The sequence below is a fragment of the Agaribacterium sp. ZY112 genome, assembly GCF_041346925.1.
Taxonomy (GTDB): Bacteria; Pseudomonadota; Gammaproteobacteria; order Pseudomonadales; family Cellvibrionaceae; genus Agaribacterium.
Map to the genome: position 1 here is coordinate 2327252 of NZ_CP166840.1, position 17340 is coordinate 2344591.

General features: G+C 45.9%; 13 protein-coding genes and 2 tRNA genes. 10 read left to right on the forward strand and 5 right to left on the reverse strand.

The features are described from left to right. Window positions 1-100 precede the first annotated feature (100 nt). The 4 genes from AB1S55_RS10115 (at window position 101) to AB1S55_RS10130 (ending at window position 2459) form a co-directional block, all read left to right on the forward strand. Window positions 101-886, forward strand: coding sequence for an SDR family oxidoreductase (locus AB1S55_RS10115; RefSeq protein ID WP_370977933.1), 786 nt, complete (start codon window positions 101-103; stop codon window positions 884-886). Window positions 887-915: 29 nt separating this feature from the next. Then, a complete protein-coding gene (locus AB1S55_RS10120; protein WP_370977934.1) occupies window positions 916-1395 on the forward strand; it encodes a hypothetical protein in 480 nt (159 codons plus the stop codon). A gap of 16 nt (window positions 1396-1411) precedes the next feature. After that, a complete protein-coding gene (locus AB1S55_RS10125) occupies window positions 1412-1825 on the forward strand; it encodes a GFA family protein (RefSeq protein WP_370977936.1) in 414 nt (137 codons plus the stop codon). Window positions 1826-2027: 202 nt separating this feature from the next. After that, entirely contained in the window at window positions 2028-2459 is a 432-nt protein-coding gene (locus AB1S55_RS10130; RefSeq protein ID WP_370977938.1) for a hypothetical protein, read from the forward strand. Window positions 2460-2521: 62 nt separating this feature from the next. On the opposite strand, the gene AB1S55_RS10135 is transcribed toward AB1S55_RS10130, so the two are convergent. Further along, a tRNA-Leu gene (locus AB1S55_RS10135) sits at window positions 2522-2606 on the reverse strand. 103 nt (window positions 2607-2709) lie between these two features. Further along, window positions 2710-2796: transfer RNA gene (locus AB1S55_RS10140), tRNA-Leu, on the reverse strand. A gap of 142 nt (window positions 2797-2938) precedes the next feature. Here AB1S55_RS10140 and queA point away from each other — a divergent pair. The 5 genes from queA to AB1S55_RS10165 all read left to right on the forward strand — a co-directional run bounded on the left by queA (window position 2939) and on the right by AB1S55_RS10165 (window position 10715). Then, complete coding sequence (gene queA, locus AB1S55_RS10145) at window positions 2939-4000, forward strand: tRNA preQ1(34) S-adenosylmethionine ribosyltransferase-isomerase QueA (protein ID WP_370977940.1); 1062 nt, start codon at window positions 2939-2941, stop codon at window positions 3998-4000. Further along, on the forward strand, window positions 4000-5133 hold the full coding sequence (gene tgt, locus AB1S55_RS10150) for a tRNA guanosine(34) transglycosylase Tgt (RefSeq protein WP_370977941.1): 1134 nt from the start codon (window positions 4000-4002) through the stop codon (window positions 5131-5133). Before queA ends, tgt begins: the two co-directional genes overlap by 1 nt. Window positions 5134-5386: 253 nt before the next feature. Beyond that, a complete protein-coding gene (gene secD / locus AB1S55_RS10155; RefSeq protein WP_370977943.1) occupies window positions 5387-7252 on the forward strand; it encodes a protein translocase subunit SecD in 1866 nt (621 codons plus the stop codon). 14 nt (window positions 7253-7266) lie between these two features. Next, on the forward strand, window positions 7267-8190 hold the full coding sequence (secF, locus tag AB1S55_RS10160) for a protein translocase subunit SecF (protein ID WP_370977945.1): 924 nt from the start codon (window positions 7267-7269) through the stop codon (window positions 8188-8190). 497 nt (window positions 8191-8687) lie between these two features. After that, on the forward strand, window positions 8688-10715 hold the full coding sequence (locus AB1S55_RS10165; protein ID WP_370977947.1) for a PAS domain-containing protein: 2028 nt from the start codon (window positions 8688-8690) through the stop codon (window positions 10713-10715). Between the two features lie 95 nt (window positions 10716-10810). On the opposite strand, the gene AB1S55_RS10170 is transcribed toward AB1S55_RS10165, so the two are convergent. The 3 genes from AB1S55_RS10170 to AB1S55_RS10180 all read right to left on the reverse strand — a co-directional run bounded on the left by AB1S55_RS10170 (window position 10811) and on the right by AB1S55_RS10180 (window position 13978). Next, window positions 10811-11611, reverse strand: coding sequence for an inositol monophosphatase (locus AB1S55_RS10170; RefSeq protein ID WP_370977948.1), 801 nt, complete (start codon window positions 11609-11611; stop codon window positions 10811-10813). A 148-nt stretch (window positions 11612-11759) separates the two neighbouring features. After that, window positions 11760-12182 carry a CBS domain-containing protein gene (locus AB1S55_RS10175; RefSeq protein ID WP_370977950.1) on the reverse strand — a complete coding sequence of 141 codons (423 nt, stop codon included), beginning with the start codon at window positions 12180-12182 and terminating at the stop codon, window positions 11760-11762. Window positions 12183-12193: 11 nt separating this feature from the next. Continuing rightward, entirely contained in the window at window positions 12194-13978 is a 1785-nt protein-coding gene (locus AB1S55_RS10180; RefSeq protein ID WP_370977952.1) for a DUF342 domain-containing protein, read from the reverse strand. 301 nt (window positions 13979-14279) lie between these two features. Between AB1S55_RS10180 and AB1S55_RS10185 the strand changes: the two genes are divergently transcribed. After that, entirely contained in the window at window positions 14280-17288 is a 3009-nt protein-coding gene (locus tag AB1S55_RS10185) for a CHASE3 domain-containing protein (RefSeq protein ID WP_370977954.1), read from the forward strand. Window positions 17289-17340: the final 52 nt, after the last annotated feature.

A 17340-nucleotide genomic window follows, 5' to 3' on the forward strand; every position in this document is an offset into this window, starting at 1 on the left:
TGAAATGCGTTCAAGTCTGTTTGTTGTTCTCTTTGCTTTAATTAGACTGGCTTTTCATAGTGTGATTGAGTCAGTTACGGTCTGTATTAAGGAGATGGTTATGGTTAAGCAATTGAGTATCGAGGGAAAAACGGCGCTGGTCTTAGGTGCCAGTAAAGGCATAGGCCTTGCCTGCGCCAACAAATTAGCTGAATGTGGTGCGACGGTGGTGATGGCGGCCCGTTCGCTCGAGAGGCTGGAAAGCGCCGTTCAGTGTATTCGCGAACAAGGAGGTAAGGCCATTGCAACTCAGTGTGATGTCGCCAGTTACCGGAGCGTAGAAAGCGCTGTTCAGTCGGCGCTTAAGCAAACGGGCAGGCTCGATATAGTGGTCAATAACGCCGGTGTCATTGAGCCGCTTACAAGTCTGGCAGAAAGTGATCCGCAAGAGTGGTCGCGAGCCGTCGACGTTAATGTTAAGGGTGTCTATCACGGTATGAGGGCTGCTCTGCCATCGATGCTGGAAGCCGGTTCTGGCGTTATTGTGAATATGAGCTCTGGCGCAGCAAACAGCGCACTCCTTGGTTGGAGTCATTATTGCTCAACCAAAGCGGCGGTAAAAAAGCTTACGGAAGTTGCTCATGTAGAGCTTCAGCATAAAAATATCCGTGTTGTTGGTTTATCACCGGGAACCGTCGCCACCGACATGATGGCTGCTATACGAGATGCAAAAATTAATGTTGTTAGTGAACTGGACTGGGCTAGCCATATCCCCCCCGAGTGGGTTGGCGAAGCCGTAGCGTTTTTATGTGGGCCGGAAGGCCAGGCTTATGCGGGTACTGATTTTTCAATTAAAACAAAAGAAGGCCGGCAAGCTGTTGGTCTGCCTTTTCACGGGGCCGCCTAAGGGCTGCTTTAAGCGGAGTCTAATTAATAATGATTACGCCGTTAATAGTTCTATTTTTATTAGTTTTTCCTGCTGTGCTTTCTTTTATTGGGGCGCGGATTTTCAATGTTAATTATAACTTTCCCCCCAGCGCCTACTGGGGGTTGGGTTTATGTTTCCTATTTTTCTCAATGGGCCATTGGTTGAAACCTGAAGCCATGGTGCAGATGCTACCGCCGTGGGTGCCAGAGCGACTAACGCTCATTTACCTTACAGGTGTGTTAGAGCTTGTTATTGGTGTGGCCTTATTTACACGGCGCTTTCAATATCTGGCCGCATTGTTTGCGCTTGGTGTTTTGATCGTATTCTTTCCCTCCAATATTTATGCTGCTTTACATAAAACCGGCATGGGTGGGCATCAGTGGGGGCCGGTATATTTATTGATTAGGGCACCACTACAATTTATTTTGATTTCGTGGACATGGCTTTTTTGCCTAAAACCTAGTTATCAATCGTGCAAAAGTATTTAAAAAACAGGAGTTGAGCATGAAAGGTTCATGTTTGTGTGGTGACGTAAAATTTGAACTAAACCTTGAAGAGTTCAAAATTTACCAATGCCACTGCAACTTATGCCGAAAACAAACCGGCACTGCCTCTAGTTGCGGAGGCGTAGTTAAAGAAGAGAACTTTGCCTGGCTTGGGGGGCAGAAGAGCATAAGTAAGTGGCAAAAAGAGTCGGGTTTTACCTCTCACTTCTGTTCAAACTGCGGCTCCTCAGTTCCAAATAAATTTCGGGGTAAGCCATATTATTGGGTTCCGGCGGGCGCGCTGGAGTCGGGTCGTATCGTCACTGCTGTAAATATCTTTGTTGAGGAGAAAGCTGCGTGGAGCAATGTAAATTCAGATCAGGGAGCCTATGAAGGCCGCCCTTCAGTTGAGCGTATGATTGAACTGGCATGAGGTTTTTGTTATGAAACAACGCGGGTGTCCTTTTGTTTTTTTCTTTATGCCTTTTTGAAAATTAATTATTTGTACTTTAATTAGTCTCAGTAATTAAGCTTGGTATGCTTTACAGGAGTTTAACTTTGTTTTTCGTGTGATTTTCAGAAGTTGTTAATGTTCTGGTCTAATCAATTACATAAGGTAATTAATAGGCTGTGCTATGTTTGAAAATGTTTTTTCGCTGGAGTGGTGGTTAGTTATGCTGGTTGGAGGCGTGCCAGTAGGTTTGGTTTCGGCGCTTCTTCTTAGGGCGCTTGATCGGGTGATAAGGAGCCTAAAAGCCAGCTCTTTAGTAAGAGAAGAAAGCAATAAAAATCTCTTAGAAAGATTGCGTGGAGATAAGCATTTACAGTTAATTTATGCCGTTAGTGAGGCTAGATACAGAAGCCGGGGGATGACAAATGCTTTTTGGGGGGCGCTTAATGCTGTTAGCGCAGTTTTTCTTTATTTTGCAGGGGTGGGGATATTGGTGTCTCTACTGATGTTTGTTTTGACTGTGGTGATTGTATTTGTAGCTTTTCTAGACTTAGAGGCGGCAGATAGAGTCGAAGCTAACTTACAATCAATACATAAGGTCTTGGAGCTTTCCTAAAGAGGTACTCAGTCGCGCTAGTTCCTGACTGACTTATCAAACATAGGGGGGTAAAAAAAGAATGGTGCGGTCGGAGAGACTTGAACTCTCACGTCTTGCGACACTGGAACCTAAATCCAGCGCGTCTACCAATTCCGCCACGACCGCATTTAACTTATCTTCTAATGAATACTGGGGCTTGTGACCATCCCTAGTATCTTATTTACATAGAAAATAAAAAAAGCCTCGTTCGAAACGAGGCTTTAATAGATGGTACCAGAGGCCGGACTCGAACCGGCACACTATCGCTAGCGGGGGATTTTGAATCCCCTGTGTCTACCAATTTCACCACTCTGGCAACACTTCGATTTACTATGGCTTTGACGCCAATCTCGAAGAGCGGCGAATTATATCAGCGACTTTGGCGCGGTCAAGCTCTGTTTGTGGAAAAGTTGCAGGCTTTGCATTACTCTTGCGCTCCAAAATCACATGGTGGAACTATGCGCCGTCAGGACTTTTATTACGACCTTCCCGAAGAGTTGATTGCTAAGAAGCCAATGCCAGAGCGCACGGGTTCACGTTTGATGCTGCTCGATGGCCCTACGGGAGGTATTTCACATAACAGCTTTACCGATATTTTGTCTTTAATCGATGAAGGTGATTTGCTGATTTTTAATGATACTCGAGTGATACCCGCGCGTTTATTTGGCAAAAAAGCCAGCGGCGGGCGCATTGAGATATTGATCGAGCGAGTATTGAACGATAGGGAGCTGCTTGCTCATGTGCGTTCAAGTAAATCACCAAAGCCGGGTACAACGCTAATCTTAGATGATGGTCCCGAGATCGAGGTGACCGGCCGCCAAGACGCTTTATTTGAACTGCGTTTTCCCGAAGGCTCTGATGTGCTTGAGGTGATAGAGGGGATCGGCCATATGCCTTTGCCGCCTTATATAGATAGGGCAGATGAGGAAGAAGATAAAGAGCGTTATCAAACTGTCTACGGCAAGAATAAAGGTGCAGTTGCAGCGCCGACAGCAGGGTTGCATTTTGATCAGGGGCTTTTGGATGCTTTGGCCAAGAAGGGCGTACAACAAGCTTTTGTTACTCTTCACGTTGGTGCGGGTACCTTTCAGCCTGTTCGAGTAGATGATGTTAAAACACACGCTATGCACAGTGAGTTGATGCAGTTAAGCGCTGAGGTTGCCGAAAAAATCAAACAAACCAAAGCCGCAGGTAAGCGTGTGATTGCAGTGGGTACAACGAGTGTTCGTTGTTTGGAAACAGCAGCATCGGTCAATGATGGTGACATTGCCGCGTACCAAGGTGATACCAATATCTTTATTTACCCAAGTTATGAATACAAAGTCGTGGACGCCTTGGTGACCAACTTCCATTTACCTGAGTCTACCTTGTTAATGTTGGTCTCGGCCTTTGCCGGTTATCGCCATACGATGCAAGCTTATGATGAGGCTATTGCTGAGTCCTACCGATTTTTTAGTTATGGTGATGCTATGTTTATTCGCCGTAATCCCAACGCCGAAAAAGTGATCGAGGCGCGTTAATGAAATTTGAAATAAGTAATACAGACGGCCGAGCCCGTCGTGGTCAGCTGCAGTTTGAGCGCGGCACCGTACAAACCCCAACCTTTATGCCTGTGGGTACTTACGGCACGGTGAAAGGCATGCTGCCAAAAGATGTGAAAGACATCGGTGCAGAAATAGTACTGGGTAATACCTTTCACCTAATGTTAAGACCGGGCACTCAGGTGATTCAGGAGCACGGTGATCTGCACGATTTTATGCAGTGGCAGGGGCCTATACTCACGGATAGTGGCGGTTTCCAAGTGTTTAGTCTTGGTGATATTCGCAAGATCAGTGAAGAGGGTGTGAAGTTTCAGTCGCCTATTGATGGCTCCATGGTTGAGCTAAATCCTGAAATCGCGATGAAGGTTCAGCGCGAACTCGGTTCCGACATCGTGATGATCTTTGATGAATGTACGCCGTATCCTGCCGAGCCGGATGTAGCGCGCAAGTCTATGGAGTTGAGTTTACGCTGGGCTAAGCGCTCTAAAGATGCTCATGCCGATAACCCCAATGCGCTTTTTGGCATTGTGCAAGGTGGTATGCACGAGCACCTGCGCAGTGAGAGTTTAAAAGGTCTGGTGGACATCGGTTTTGATGGTTACGCCATTGGTGGTTTAAGTGTGGGTGAGCCGAAAGAAGACATGATTCGTGTTCTAAATCATTTAGGCCCTGAGATGCCAAGTGATAGACCTCGATACTTGATGGGGGTGGGAAAGCCTGAAGACTTGGTTGAGTCTGTCGCGCGTGGCATCGACATGTTTGATTGTGTGATGCCAACTCGCAATGCGCGCAACGGCCATCTTTTCACCAAAGAGGGTGTGGTGAAAATCCGCAATGCTAAACACAGACACGATACTGGGCCTTTGGATAAAGACTGTGATTGCTACACCTGTCAGAACTTTAGTCGTTCGTATCTACATCATTTAGATAAGTGTGGTGAGATCTTAGGCTCGCAGTTGAATACCATTCATAATTTGCGTCACTATCAGATCATTATGTCTGAATTGCGCGACGCAATTGGTGAAAACCGTTTAAGTGATTACATAAAGGCATTTTACGATAGGCAGGACAAGCAGCGCCCAAGTTTTATGTTGAGTGTGCCAGAGGCTTAAGCCTTAGAGTAAAGAGTGTTGCTTGTCACAAAGTGAGCTGAAGTTGGCTAGATGAGCGGCATAATTCAAGCTTAATGGCCTAATTTGCTTGATAAATTAGGCGCCACACCCCATATCCATCAAAACGGAGGCAACTATTGCTTCCGTTCTTATATATAAGAGCATAAAAGCCGCTATAATCGCCGACCGTCATGGACGAAGCCCTGTCTTTTGTTCGGCATACAATAACAAGCGTTTTCGCTGGATTGAAATAATGAATAAATTTCCCCTGTGGAAGTATGTATTGATACTTCTAGTTGTCAGCCTTGGTGTGGTCTATTCCTTGCCAAATATTTACGCTCCGGATCCTGCGATCCAGGTGAGTGGTAGTTCGGCGAGCCTGAAGCCAACAGATGAAACCTTAGCAACGGTCAAGACCCGCTTAGATGAATTGGGCATTGCCTATTTCGGTGAGCAATTGACAGAAAAGAACGTCTTAGTGCGCTTAAAAAGCCAAGACGATCAAATGCGAGCTCGCCGAGAAGTTGAGAACGCGCTGGGCGAGAACTATGTCGTGGCAGTCAATCTTGCTCCAACTACCCCTGAGTGGCTGCAGAATCTAGGTGCCACACCAATGAGTTTAGGCCTCGACCTTGCCGGTGGTGTTCACTTCTTATTGGAAGTGGATACGCCGAAGGTTCTAAAAGATACGATTGAAAGCCTTGAGCAGCAACTGAAGCGTGAAATTCGCACCAACCGTTTACGTGGTGTGACTGTGCGTGCGGGGGCCGATGAGATGCGTGTCACCGCTCGTACGGAAGAGTTGCGTGATGAAGTACTGGCAATCATGCGTAAAGAAATGCCAGAGCTTGAGCTCGAGCGCAGTGATGAAGAGGGTGTGTTTGCGCTTAAGGCAACGCTAAGCGAGCAGTTTATTCGTGAGAAAGAAGACTACGCGGTGAATCAAAACTTGACGACCTTGCGTAATCGAGTGAACGAAATCGGTGTGGCGGAGCCTTTGGTTCAACGCCAAGGTCGTAACCGCATTGTTGTGCAGTTACCGGGTATTCAAGATGCCTCGGATGCAAAGAAAATTCTTGGTAAAACAGCCAATCTTCAATTCCGCCTTGAGGCTGAGAAGGGGGCTTTAATAAGTCAAAAAGAGCGCTTTAACTTTAAAGATGAGCGTGATCAAGCACATTACGGTGGTGCTGATCTAGAACGCCGTGTGTTGGTTTACGGCAAAAATGTGATGAATGCGCGTGCCTCGTTTGATGCGCAAACCAGTAAACCTCAAGTCAGCATTACCCTTGATGGTGATGGCGCGACCCAAATGAATCGCGGTACTCGCGATAACATAGGCCGCCGTATGGGGGTTTTGTTTATTGAGTACAAGCCAGTTTCACGCACCTTTACCAATGCTAAGGGTGAAGAGATAACAGCGGTTGATATGGTCGCTGAAAGTGAAGTGATTTCACTGGCAACGATTCAAGCGGCGCTTGGTAAAAACTTTGTGATTACGGGCTTAGATAGCCCTGCTGAAGCTTCCGAGCTGGCTTTGTTGTTACGAGCAGGTGCTCTGGCTGCGCCAATGACCTACGTCGAAGAGCGTACAATTGGCCCATCGCTGGGTGCTGAAAACATCGCCTTAGGCGTGAAGTCAGTGCAAATCGGTTTGGCCTTAGTGCTTTTGTTTATGCTTATTTATTACCGTGTCTTTGGTGTTTTTGCGAACTTTGCCTTGGCCGCTAACTTGGTGTTGATTGTTGCTGTGATGTCTATGTTAGGCGCCACACTCACCTTGCCTGGTATTGCCGGTATTGTCTTAACCGTAGGTATGGCGGTGGATGCCAATGTGCTGATCTTTTCCCGTATCCGTGAAGAAATTAAAAACGGCATGCCAAATCAAAGTGCTATTAAGGCTGGTTATGATCGCGCTTTTGTCACCATTTTGGATGCCAACTTAACTACGCTGATTGTTGCGGTTATTTTGTACGCCATTGGCTCTGGGCCTATTAAAGGTTTTGCCGTGACCTTAAGCGTCGGCATTCTCACCTCCATGTTCACTGCGATCATGGGTACTCGTGCACTGGTTAACCTTGTTTATGGTAACCGCAGTGTTAAGAAGTTGTGGATTTAAACGGGAGCACGAACATGAGTGAACAAAAAGTAATTCGTTTTATGAGGCAGCGCTATGTGGCGGCTGCTTTATCTATCGCCCTAATCATTGCCTCTATCACAGGTTTTGCCATGAATGGTATGAGCTTAGGATTAGACTTTACCGGTGGTGCTTTGGTTGAGCTTAAATATGAGACAACAGCGGATTTGAACAGTATTCGCGATGAAATTAGCGACTTAGGTTATCCGAGTGCGTCGGTTATTTATTTCGGTTCGGATCGCGATGTGCAAATTCGTTTCCAAACCGATAACCCTCAGAAAGGTGGTGAAGTTGCTGATGCGTTTGTAGAAAGCAGTACGGTACCGGTTGAGTTGCAGAGAATCAGTTATGTTGGTCCTCAGATTGGTGAAGAGCTAACCAATGACGGCGGCCTTGGTATGTTGCTCTCATTGGTTATTGTCATGGCCTATGTTGCTTTACGTTTCCAAGCGAAGTTCTCGGTGGGTGCAGTAGCGGCGTTGATACACGATGTGATCATCGTCTTGGGTGTGTTTGCCATCTTCCAATTAGATTTCGACTTGACGGTATTGGCGGCGGTGCTCGCGGTTATTGGTTATTCCTTGAATGACACCATTGTTGTGGCTGACCGTATTCGAGAGAACTTCCGTATTGTTCGTAATAAGACCTCTGTTGAGGTGGTCGATATCAGCTTAACGCAAACCTTAGAGCGTACCTTAATAACCTCGTTAACTACCTTGTTGGTGTTGTTGGCCCTGTTCTTTGTGGGCGGTGAGATGATTCATAACTTTGCTCTTGCGCTTATCATCGGTGTGGTTGTGGGTACCTACTCATCGATTTATGTTGCTGCGAATGTGCTCTTGGGCTTAAATATCAGCCGTGAAGATTTGATTCCGGTTGAGGTAGAAAAAGAAGGTGAAGAGCTAGAAGAATTGCCTTAAGTTATTTTCTTTGCTTAATAAAAAGCCCCGCTTACACAAGGTAAGTGGGGCTTTTTTGTATCTGCAGTCAGCACTTTTGTTGCTTATGTTTGTCTTAATACAGCCACTTTAATGGCTGTGGTGGCCGTTTTTGACTCCTTTAGTTTACTGAGAGCGTTGCCTGTTACTTTGTCTATTTGTGTGCCTGCTCGTTTGTATTGGTACTAAGGCTTGTGATGGCACGGCATTGTGGTGGTCGGCAATGCGCTCAAATACTTTGTTTAGCCCACCTAGCGTAAGAGTGAGCCACTTTCTTAGGTAAGTATTTAGTGTGTTTTGACCTGCTTGTTGTTCTTGTTGCTGCATGGGTCTAACTACCTCTGTTTGTTTTCGCTGACGTTTTGCTGAATCAGTTTTTTTATCACTCTTTGCTGATCTTATAAGCCAGTATAGCCTTCCCTGAGAGCAGCGAATGGGATATGGTAAATCCATCTGAAGGACACCGTACATATAATAAAATGAGTTTTCTAACTCGCATTCGTCGCCGTCGGCGGCCGCGCCTCTCTGCCCGTAACTATCGTCGCTTGCTTAAAGATGTCGAGCGCTATGACCGTATCTTTAAAGGCTCTCATGCTTATGGCTTCCTAGATTGGGATGTCAAAAAGAAGTATATGTATTGGGATGGTGGTTTTTGGTCCTATCTTGGTTATCAAGCCAAGGACATGAAGCGCATTTCTGATGCTGAGCAGTTTATGCATTTTGTGCATGAAGACGACAGAGAGCAGCTTAAAAGCACGGTTTTACGCCATATTAAAGACCACGGGCCCGGTGAGGCTGTCTTTAGAATTAAACGTAAAACAGGTACCTATATTTGGGCTGAAGTACGCTGTGAAGCCATTCGCGACCTTGATGGGCGGGTCAATTTTACCTCTGGTCTTATCTTTGATGTGAGTCGGCAGAAAGAGGTGGAAGAGGCGCTGATTATTTCTGAAGGCCGTTATGCCCGTATTCTTAAAGCCTCTAATGATGGAGTTTGGGAGTGGACGGCAGATCACGGAACCTTTCACTTTTCTGCGCGCTGTTGGGAGCAGTTAGGCTTTGAGGAAGGAGATGACAAACTCAATCGGGGCATAGATCGGCTAGATGTTTGGCGAGCGCGTATTCACCCTGATGATATAGCCCTATTTGATAAAACGCTTAATGATCACTTTATGAAAAAAACGGCTTTTGATGTGGAGTATCGCATTAAGGGGCGAGACGAGTCTTGGCGCTGGATTCGGGCTCGAGGCCAAATGCATTATGGCGCTGATGGTAGTCCTTGGCGAATGAGTGGCACTAACATGGATATTACCGAGCTGAAGCGTTCGGAAGAGCGGGTTATTCAGGCCAAAGATGCGGCTGAGCAGGCCAATATGGCTAAGAGTGAGTTCTTATCTAGTATGAGCCATGAACTACGCACCCCGCTCAATGCCATTCTTGGTTTTACTCAGTTGTTTGAGCTTGATACCAACTTGACGCGTGGTCAGCGAGATAATCTCAACGAGGTTAAAAAAGCTGGTGAGCACTTAGTGAGTTTAGTGGGGGACGTACTTGATTTGGCGCGCATTGAAAGTGGGCGCTTGGATCTGAAAAACGAAGTTATCGACATAGCTAAGGTCTTAGAAGACTGTGTGGGGTTATTAAAAACTCAGGCGGGTGCGCGTGGCCTCTATGTTGAAATTAATAGTTCGGCCAGTGGTGAGTATAGGATCTTAGCTGATAAGCGCCGCACCAATCAGATTTTGCTCAACCTATTAAGCAATGCGATTAAATACAATATTCAAGATGGCCGTATACGCATAAGCACACGGGTTATTGATGGGCGTGCGGTGCAAATTACGGTGACGGATACGGGCTGTGGTATTGCTGACGATATGAAAGAGCAGGTCTTTCAGCCTTTTAATCGTTTAGTCTCAGATAAGGACAGTGTTGAAGGCACAGGTGTGGGGTTGGTCATCTCTCAGCAGCTTGTTGAGCAGATGGGCGGAGCAATGGGTTTTAGCTCGGTGGAGCATGAAGGCTCAAGTTTTTGGTTTCAGCTACCCGCACGTCTCGTCTCAGAGATTGATGAGGATGAAGAGTCAGAAAGTGAAGCAGAGGCGCGTCAGCGCTCAGAACTGAGCTTGCACTTTAGTGGCCGTCGTCGAGTCTTATACGTAGAAGACAGTATCCCTAATCAGCGTTTGATGGAGAGGATACTCGCTCATTACAAGCAGATAGAGCTGATTGTCGTGCCGGATGGCTTTAGTGGTTTATTTGAGGCGCGAACGAATCCACCTGATCTAATTATCATGGATATCAACTTACCGGGTATGAGTGGTTACGAGACCTTCGATATCATTAAGCGAGACAAGGTGACCGAGCATATCCCAGTGATCGCCTTATCAGCTAATGCGATGGATCATGATTTTGTGAAGGGGCGTGAAGCGGGCTTTTTACACTATCTTGCCAAGCCTTTACAGTTGCAAGAACTGATAACCGTGTTTAATGAATTGCTGGTTCAGTAAGCTGTTGCTTTAAAGAATGGTGAGTTTGAAAAGTAAGGAGGGGGGGAGTTTAGGCTCCGCCCCTTTCTTATCTTGTTCTGAAGGTTGCGCAGGCTTTAGACCTGGCCCATATGGCGGCCAACGATTTGTAGCAAGGGTTTAAATACTTTAGGGCTCGCGCAAACGATGTGGCCTTTTTCCAAGTAGCTATTTCCACCTCGGAAATCACTGATCATGCCACCGGCTTCTCTCACTAAGAGTACGCCACCAGCAATATCCCAGATGTTTAGGTTTACTTCCCAAAAACCATCAAAGCGGCCAGCAGCTACATAGGCTAAATCGAGCGCTGCAGAACCCGGTCGGCGAATGCCTGCGGTTTTACTGGCGACCTCTTTCATGCACTCGGCGAACGCATCAACGTGCTCTAGAGCAAAACCGTTAAAGGGGATACCAGTGCCGATTAAAGCACCGTCAAGGCTTAAGCGATTAGTTACTCGAATGCGGCGGCCGTTCAAACTGGCGCCACGACCGCGGCTTGCGGTGAATTCTTCGCGTTTGATTGGGTCGATAACCACAGCGTGCTCAATTTGACCTTTGTAGCGACAAGCGATAGAAACAGCAAAGTGAGGAATGCCGTGTAAAAAGTTGGTGGTGCCGTCGAGTGGGTCGATAATCCATTCGAACTCAGAATCTTTATTGCCTGTCACGCCGGTTTCTTCACCGATGAACTTGTGATCCGGGTAGGCTTTCTTGAGATGGTAAATGACTTCCTTTTCAGAGCTACGATCGACCTCGCTGACAAAGTCGTTGCGACCTTTTTCTTCAATCTCAATAAGGTCTACGCGCTCAAAAGCGCGTTCGAGCACTTCTGCGGCTTTACGACCGGCTTTAAGTGCTACATTCAGCATGGGTTCCATAAGCTAACTCTTGTTGCATTTTGCAAGGATGAAAGGCGCGGATTATAGCAATCACGCGGCGTTCAGGCTATGGCAAAGTGCTTAATAAGTGCTTGGCAGGGCTAGATAAAATTAAGCTAAGTTAGGGCTTTACTTACGTGCATGCACGTTATTCCAATGTTTTATCCACGCCGTAGACATGGTATTGCAGGATGTCTTTCCAGCTGACAATACCTCTGATTTCGTTAAATTCATCGACTACAGGAAGGCAAGATATGTTGTTTTCTATGAGCAAGATAGAAGCACTGTCGATTAGGGTCTCTTCATCAACACTGATGACATCACGAGCCATAAATTCGCAGCACTTAAGTTGCATTTGATGTTTGTCTAAATCTCGTTCGTGTTCAGTGCCTAAAAATGGGCTTGTATGGTGGAGTACATCTCTATCGGATAAGACGCCTACTAGTTTATTGTTTTCTTCTACGAGCAGATGGCGAAAGCTTACCTGTAAAAAGATGTCTTTTAATTTTTCTAAGCTGGTGTCACCTGTCACGGTAGTTACACTCTTTGTCATGATGTCGGCAACTAACATAATAATCTCCGTTATTTTGCCTTAGCGTTAGGTATGGGGTTAAAAACGAGCATTTGATTCTCTCGCTCTACTCGGGTGTTTTTATACTCTTTATCTACCTCTTTGCTTACGTCGTTTATTTGCAGGCTGGTGCCAGGAAATAAAGTGTTTCTAACGTCTATATAGAGTTCGTCGGCATCACTGACAACAGCTTGTAATGACTCAATATGTCGATCGTAGTTACTGATGATTTCTTTAATGGAGTTTAATGTGGCTTCTATTTTTCTAGCTTTATCTAGAGTAACCTGACCTATTGCGGTGGGGGAGTCGGTATGTCGTATTTTGAGTAAGATACTTTCTAGTTGGTTTTGCTCCGTTTCTCTTCTGGTTCGTTTTAATATGGTTTTTTCAAGCTCTTTTTGTGCCGCTGAGCTGGTGCCTAATTCAATGACGGTTTGTACATAGGCATCACTGCCTACCTTTTTGGCAAACAGAGAGCCACTGCACTTTGTATGGCCACCAATAATTGCGCCTCGACCACTTTGTTCTCCAATGGCAATACGCTTTAAGGCTTGAGTTTCGCAATTGAGTAAATACTCCTTAACAAGCAGCTCGCCAATGCAGTTTACTGTGGCTTGGTTTATAAATTTGGCTTCTATATTCCCCGTTGCGGAGATTTTGGGGTCGATATCATCATCGTCTCCGCCCCCTTGAACACCTCCTGATATAAAAATACTACCGCCAGCAATAAGCTGGGAGCGATTCACAAAGCCTTTTACAAAGATATCGCCCTCAGCTTTTACTTCAAAACCACTGCGAACATTACCTGTAATAATGACGGTACCGTTGTAATCAATATTGCCGCTGCTTAAATCTACGGATTTAATGGTGAGTACAGGATCAACCTTAGCTTGCCCTGTGGATACAACAGGGTGGCCTTTAATAGCAGCTATAAGTACATTTTTATCATCTGGATGAAAATCAACACCATCTGATTTTTTCGGCAGTTTAAGGTCGCGGCCTTTTTTCGGTTTGATGATTTTGCCAAGTACATTGACACCAGGGGTACCTTCGGTGGGCGGAATTTTACGGACAAGCTCGTCACCTTCTTCGACCATGGTGTAGTCATAGACTTCATGTAAATCGATGGCTTCTAGGCTGTCTACATCGCGCTCGACATCTTTTTTACTATCCACTAATACTTTGAGTGAGGCCGGCTCCCCATCGATAGCGGGAATCGCTTCTGCAACGACTATATCAAGTGCAATACTGCTATTGCGCAGTTTTTCAAATGCACTTTCTATTAAACACTCTTCGGTGATTTTTGCCTTATTCTTGGCTTGGTTTATTTCTTCGTTACTCAGCGGGGACCCACCCCATGCTTGGGTCGTTTGAGCGCGTGCGCTTAGTCTATCGTTACTGACGGTGATTTTAATCGTGGCATCTTTACGCTGGCCTAGTAAGTAGCGACCTGGGAAGTCTTTTTTTACTTTGCGAACAAAGGCGTCAACACTGTTCCTAGGATAAAAGAGTTTGTCATATGCTAAGCGTTGTATCTCCATTTGCACCTTGGGCATGGTGACACCGTTAACGGCTTTTTCTACGTCACTAAAGCGAAAGGGGCTGCCTTCTTCGGCGCATTGCTCCATGGTTGGCCGCTCGTGTGCCACCCCCCAAAGCTCACCTTTATCATCATCAAACTCTAAGCTGAAGGGGCTAAATTGTGGGCGTGCAGGAGGGTCCCTCCGGGTGGTGGTTTGGCTATCTATTTCTGCCTCGAAGTTAGCGGCGGTCTCGGGGGCGCTTTTGTCGCTCATCGTTCGGTCGGTTTTTACATATTTTATTTGAGTATAGATGATTTACTCTTAGGCGCATTTCGGCGACCTTGTACACTATATAAATGCATTTCTAGTCATTAATGGCTCTTCTGTCGTATTTATTAATAGGTCCTTTGGCTAGGCTTCTGGCGCGATAAAGGTTCTGTAATTAGGCCTGTGCTGGTGGCCTAATTAGATACTTCAAGATAGGGCATCTCATACGCTACTTTAGGGCTACACTAGGTACAATGTTGGTATTCCTTAGCAGGTAAGCTTATTAAGGGCTCGAAGTAGAATCTTCATGTTAAATCTCATGCCGCGGAGTATCCGCTTTAAAATCCTGACGGGCTTTATGTTTCCCCTGATTCTAATAGGGGCTTTTTCTGTTTTTATTCATCACACCGTTAAGTCTTCAATAGAAACGGCTAATTGGGTCAGCTATAGCCAAGAAGTTATTACGCGTGCGCACAAGCTAGAGAAGTATATCGTTGCGATGGAAACCGGAGAGCGCGGTTTTTTAATTACTGGTAAGGAGCATTTTCTAGAGCCGTTTATCGCATCGAGGCAGAAATGGGCACTTGAGATAGAGGCATTAAAAAGCTTAGTTGCAAAGCGTTCAGAACAGTTAGCTCGTATAAACGAGATAGAGCGTATGGCCAATATGTGGGTGCTTGCGATAGCCGAGCCAGATATTAAGTTTAGGCGTTCGATCTCCAATGGTAACCAAGCCTCTATCGAGTTGTTGATGGATGGGGAAGAGGGCAAGCGCATTATGGATGAAATGCGCTTTGTGATTGAACGCTTTATTCAAGAAGAGGAGGCTCTTATGCAAGCGAGGGCGTTGGCTGCTCGGGATAAGGCCGAGTTAACGGTTGATGTAACATCATTGTGGCTGCCTTTACTTGCCCTCCTTGGTGCAGCTGTTGCTGTCTTTACCTTGTTTAAAGCCATTATTGGCCCTTTGCGTTCTTTATCGGAGGCTGCGGAGCAGATTGCCGATGGCGATTTAAATGCTCGTATTGATAATGTCAGCGATGATGAAATTGGTTTTGTGGCCCAGTCATTTAATGACATGGCAAGCTCTTTACACGCGTCGATTACGGCGAATGAAGAAGCAAATAGGAGGTTGTTGCATGCGCACAAGGATTTAGAAAACAAGGCCGAAGAGCTACTGCTAGCAAGTCAGCACAAGTCGCAGTTTTTAGCCAATATGAGCCATGAGATTCGCACTCCGTTAAATGGGGTTATGGGCATGCTGGGGCTAATTTCACGCAGTGAAATCAATGAAAAAACGAAGCGTTATACAAGCTTGGCTTTGGAAAGTGCAGAATCACTTCTGGTGGTGATTAACGATATTCTCGACTTCTCTAAAATAGAGGCCGGAAAGCTAGAGGTCGAAGCGGTTGAGTTTGATATTAGGCTGTTGTTTAGTGACTTTAGCCATGCTGTTGCTTATCGGGCGCAGGAAAAGGGCTTAGAGTTTGTTGTTGATATCTTTGACTTGCCGGCAGGTAAGTTCTATGGCGATGCTGCACGGATACGTCAAATTCTTAATAATCTTGTTAACAATGCCATTAAATTTACCAAATCAGGTGAGATTGTTGTTCGAGCAGAGCTGGCTCCTGTTGAGGATAAGCATGTGGAGCTGCGTTGTTCGGTGAGTGATACGGGCATTGGTATCGCTGCAGATAAGTTGGCAACGCTATTTCAGGAGTTTACTCAAGAAGACGCCTCTACGACTCGTGATTACGGTGGCACCGGGCTTGGTTTGGCCATTGTCAAACAGCTCTGTTGTTTAATGGGGGGCGATGTTTGGGTCGGTAGTATTAAAGGGCGTGGTAGTGAATTTAGTTTTAGTTTGCTTTTAGAGTGTGGACAAGAGCAAGCGGTACCCGCACCTTGTTTAGATTTAAGTCAGCAACTTGTATTGTTGGCCGAGCCAAATGAGACTCATGCAGAGCTTTTACATAAACAGCTTGAGTCGTGGCAGGCTCCTATACGTCGAACTTGTGAGCCGCAACAAATGCAAGCGTACTTAGCTGCGACTGATCTTGCTATTTCAGTTTTGATCATTTCAGAAAAATTACTTGCCGATATGGATTCCATGCAATTAAAGGACATGCAATCGCTGTGTTTGGCACGTAAGGTTAAAGTGTTATTGCTGAGTTCTTTGTCTAAATACGATGAAAAGCAGCGTGACTTTAACGGCCTAGATTTACATAGTTTAGCTAAGCCTATTTCATCCTCTGACCTTTTTGACGCCTTAAATAGTTTGCTTTACGGCAAGGAGAGTACAAAAAAACAAGCCAAAACTTCTTTGTTTGCAGAAGGGCTGAGCGAGACCGAAGACATACGTGTGCTCTTGGTTGAGGATAATGCCTTTAACCAAGAGGTGGCCTTAGGTTTCTTGGAAGATTTAAATTTAAGCGTTGGTGTGGCTAATAATGGTCAAGAAGCTATTGAGGAATTGATCAGCGCGGCAGAGTCGGTTCCTTATTCTATTGTATTGATGGATTGCCAAATGCCCGTTATGGATGGTTATGAGGCGACTAAGAGCATTCGTACAGGCTATAGTGGTGTACCCAATGCGGATATACCGATTATTGCAATGACAGCCAATGCCATGCGCGGAGATAGAGAAAAGTGCCTAGCAGCGGGTATGAGTGATTATCTGGCTAAACCCGTTTCTTTTGATGGCTTGTTAGAAAAACTAAGTGAGTGGGGGGCATCGGCTCGTATGGTTAGTAGCCGTATTGTGCCGGTCAGTAGCCAAGAGCTTAACGCGGATTCATCTCAAGTTTGGGTTGCTGCCGACGAACACAAACCTGCTGCTGAGCTGAATGTTATGAAAGCGAGTGTTGCGCAAGTAAGTATTGAGGGGCCCAGCGTTTCAGAGCTCAGTTCGGTGGCGCTTAACCGCCGTGAACCAAGCCATTCAGGGGGCAAACAAGCTGAGAGTGAAGAAGACGAGGCGCCAGTCGATAAGCACTGGGACGAAGAACTTTTTCTCTCTCGCATTAAATATAAGCGAGATCGAGCCGAGCGTTTGGTGGCGACTTTTATGCAAAGCACCCCGGAGATACTTGAGGATTTAAAAAACAGCAGGGATAAAGGTGCTGAGCTAAAAGCTCACGCACATAAATTAAAAGGTGCATCGGTTAATATTTCGGCTCCTCATTTAGCAGGCTTATGTGCAGAGCTTGAGACGTTGGCCTTAAACGCTGAAGTGGCGGTACTTGATGCACTGCTGCAGAAGATTGAGCAAGCATACGTCCACTTGGCTGATGCTTTTATGCGCTGGATGAGATAAAAGCTTAAACGTAGGTTTTTGATGGCTCAGGTTTTGAACCTTTCATTCCTAA

Bases quoted from the DNA above. Each gene is read 5' to 3' on its own strand.
- queA (WP_370977940.1), top strand. From the start codon at position 2,939: ATGCGCCGTCAGGACTTTTATTACGACCTTCCCGAAGAGTTGATTGCT.
- AB1S55_RS10125 (WP_370977936.1), top strand. From the start codon at position 1,412: ATGAAAGGTTCATGTTTGTGTGGTGACGTAAAATTTGAACTAAACCTT.
- secD (WP_370977943.1), top strand. From the start codon at position 5,387: ATGAATAAATTTCCCCTGTGGAAGTATGTATTGATACTTCTAGTTGTC.
- AB1S55_RS10115 (WP_370977933.1), top strand. From the start codon at position 101: ATGGTTAAGCAATTGAGTATCGAGGGAAAAACGGCGCTGGTCTTAGGT.
- AB1S55_RS10165 (WP_370977947.1), top strand. From the start codon at position 8,688: ATGAGTTTTCTAACTCGCATTCGTCGCCGTCGGCGGCCGCGCCTCTCT.
- AB1S55_RS10130 (WP_370977938.1), top strand. From the start codon at position 2,028: ATGTTTGAAAATGTTTTTTCGCTGGAGTGGTGGTTAGTTATGCTGGTT.
- AB1S55_RS10175 (WP_370977950.1), bottom strand. From the start codon at position 12,182: ATGTTAGTTGCCGACATCATGACAAAGAGTGTAACTACCGTGACAGGT.
- tgt (WP_370977941.1), top strand. From the start codon at position 4,000: ATGAAATTTGAAATAAGTAATACAGACGGCCGAGCCCGTCGTGGTCAG.
- AB1S55_RS10180 (WP_370977952.1), bottom strand. From the start codon at position 13,978: ATGAGCGACAAAAGCGCCCCCGAGACCGCCGCTAACTTCGAGGCAGAA.
- AB1S55_RS10185 (WP_370977954.1), top strand. From the start codon at position 14,280: ATGTTAAATCTCATGCCGCGGAGTATCCGCTTTAAAATCCTGACGGGC.
- AB1S55_RS10170 (WP_370977948.1), bottom strand. From the start codon at position 11,611: ATGGAACCCATGCTGAATGTAGCACTTAAAGCCGGTCGTAAAGCCGCA.
- AB1S55_RS10120 (WP_370977934.1), top strand. From the start codon at position 916: ATGATTACGCCGTTAATAGTTCTATTTTTATTAGTTTTTCCTGCTGTG.
- secF (WP_370977945.1), top strand. From the start codon at position 7,267: ATGAGTGAACAAAAAGTAATTCGTTTTATGAGGCAGCGCTATGTGGCG.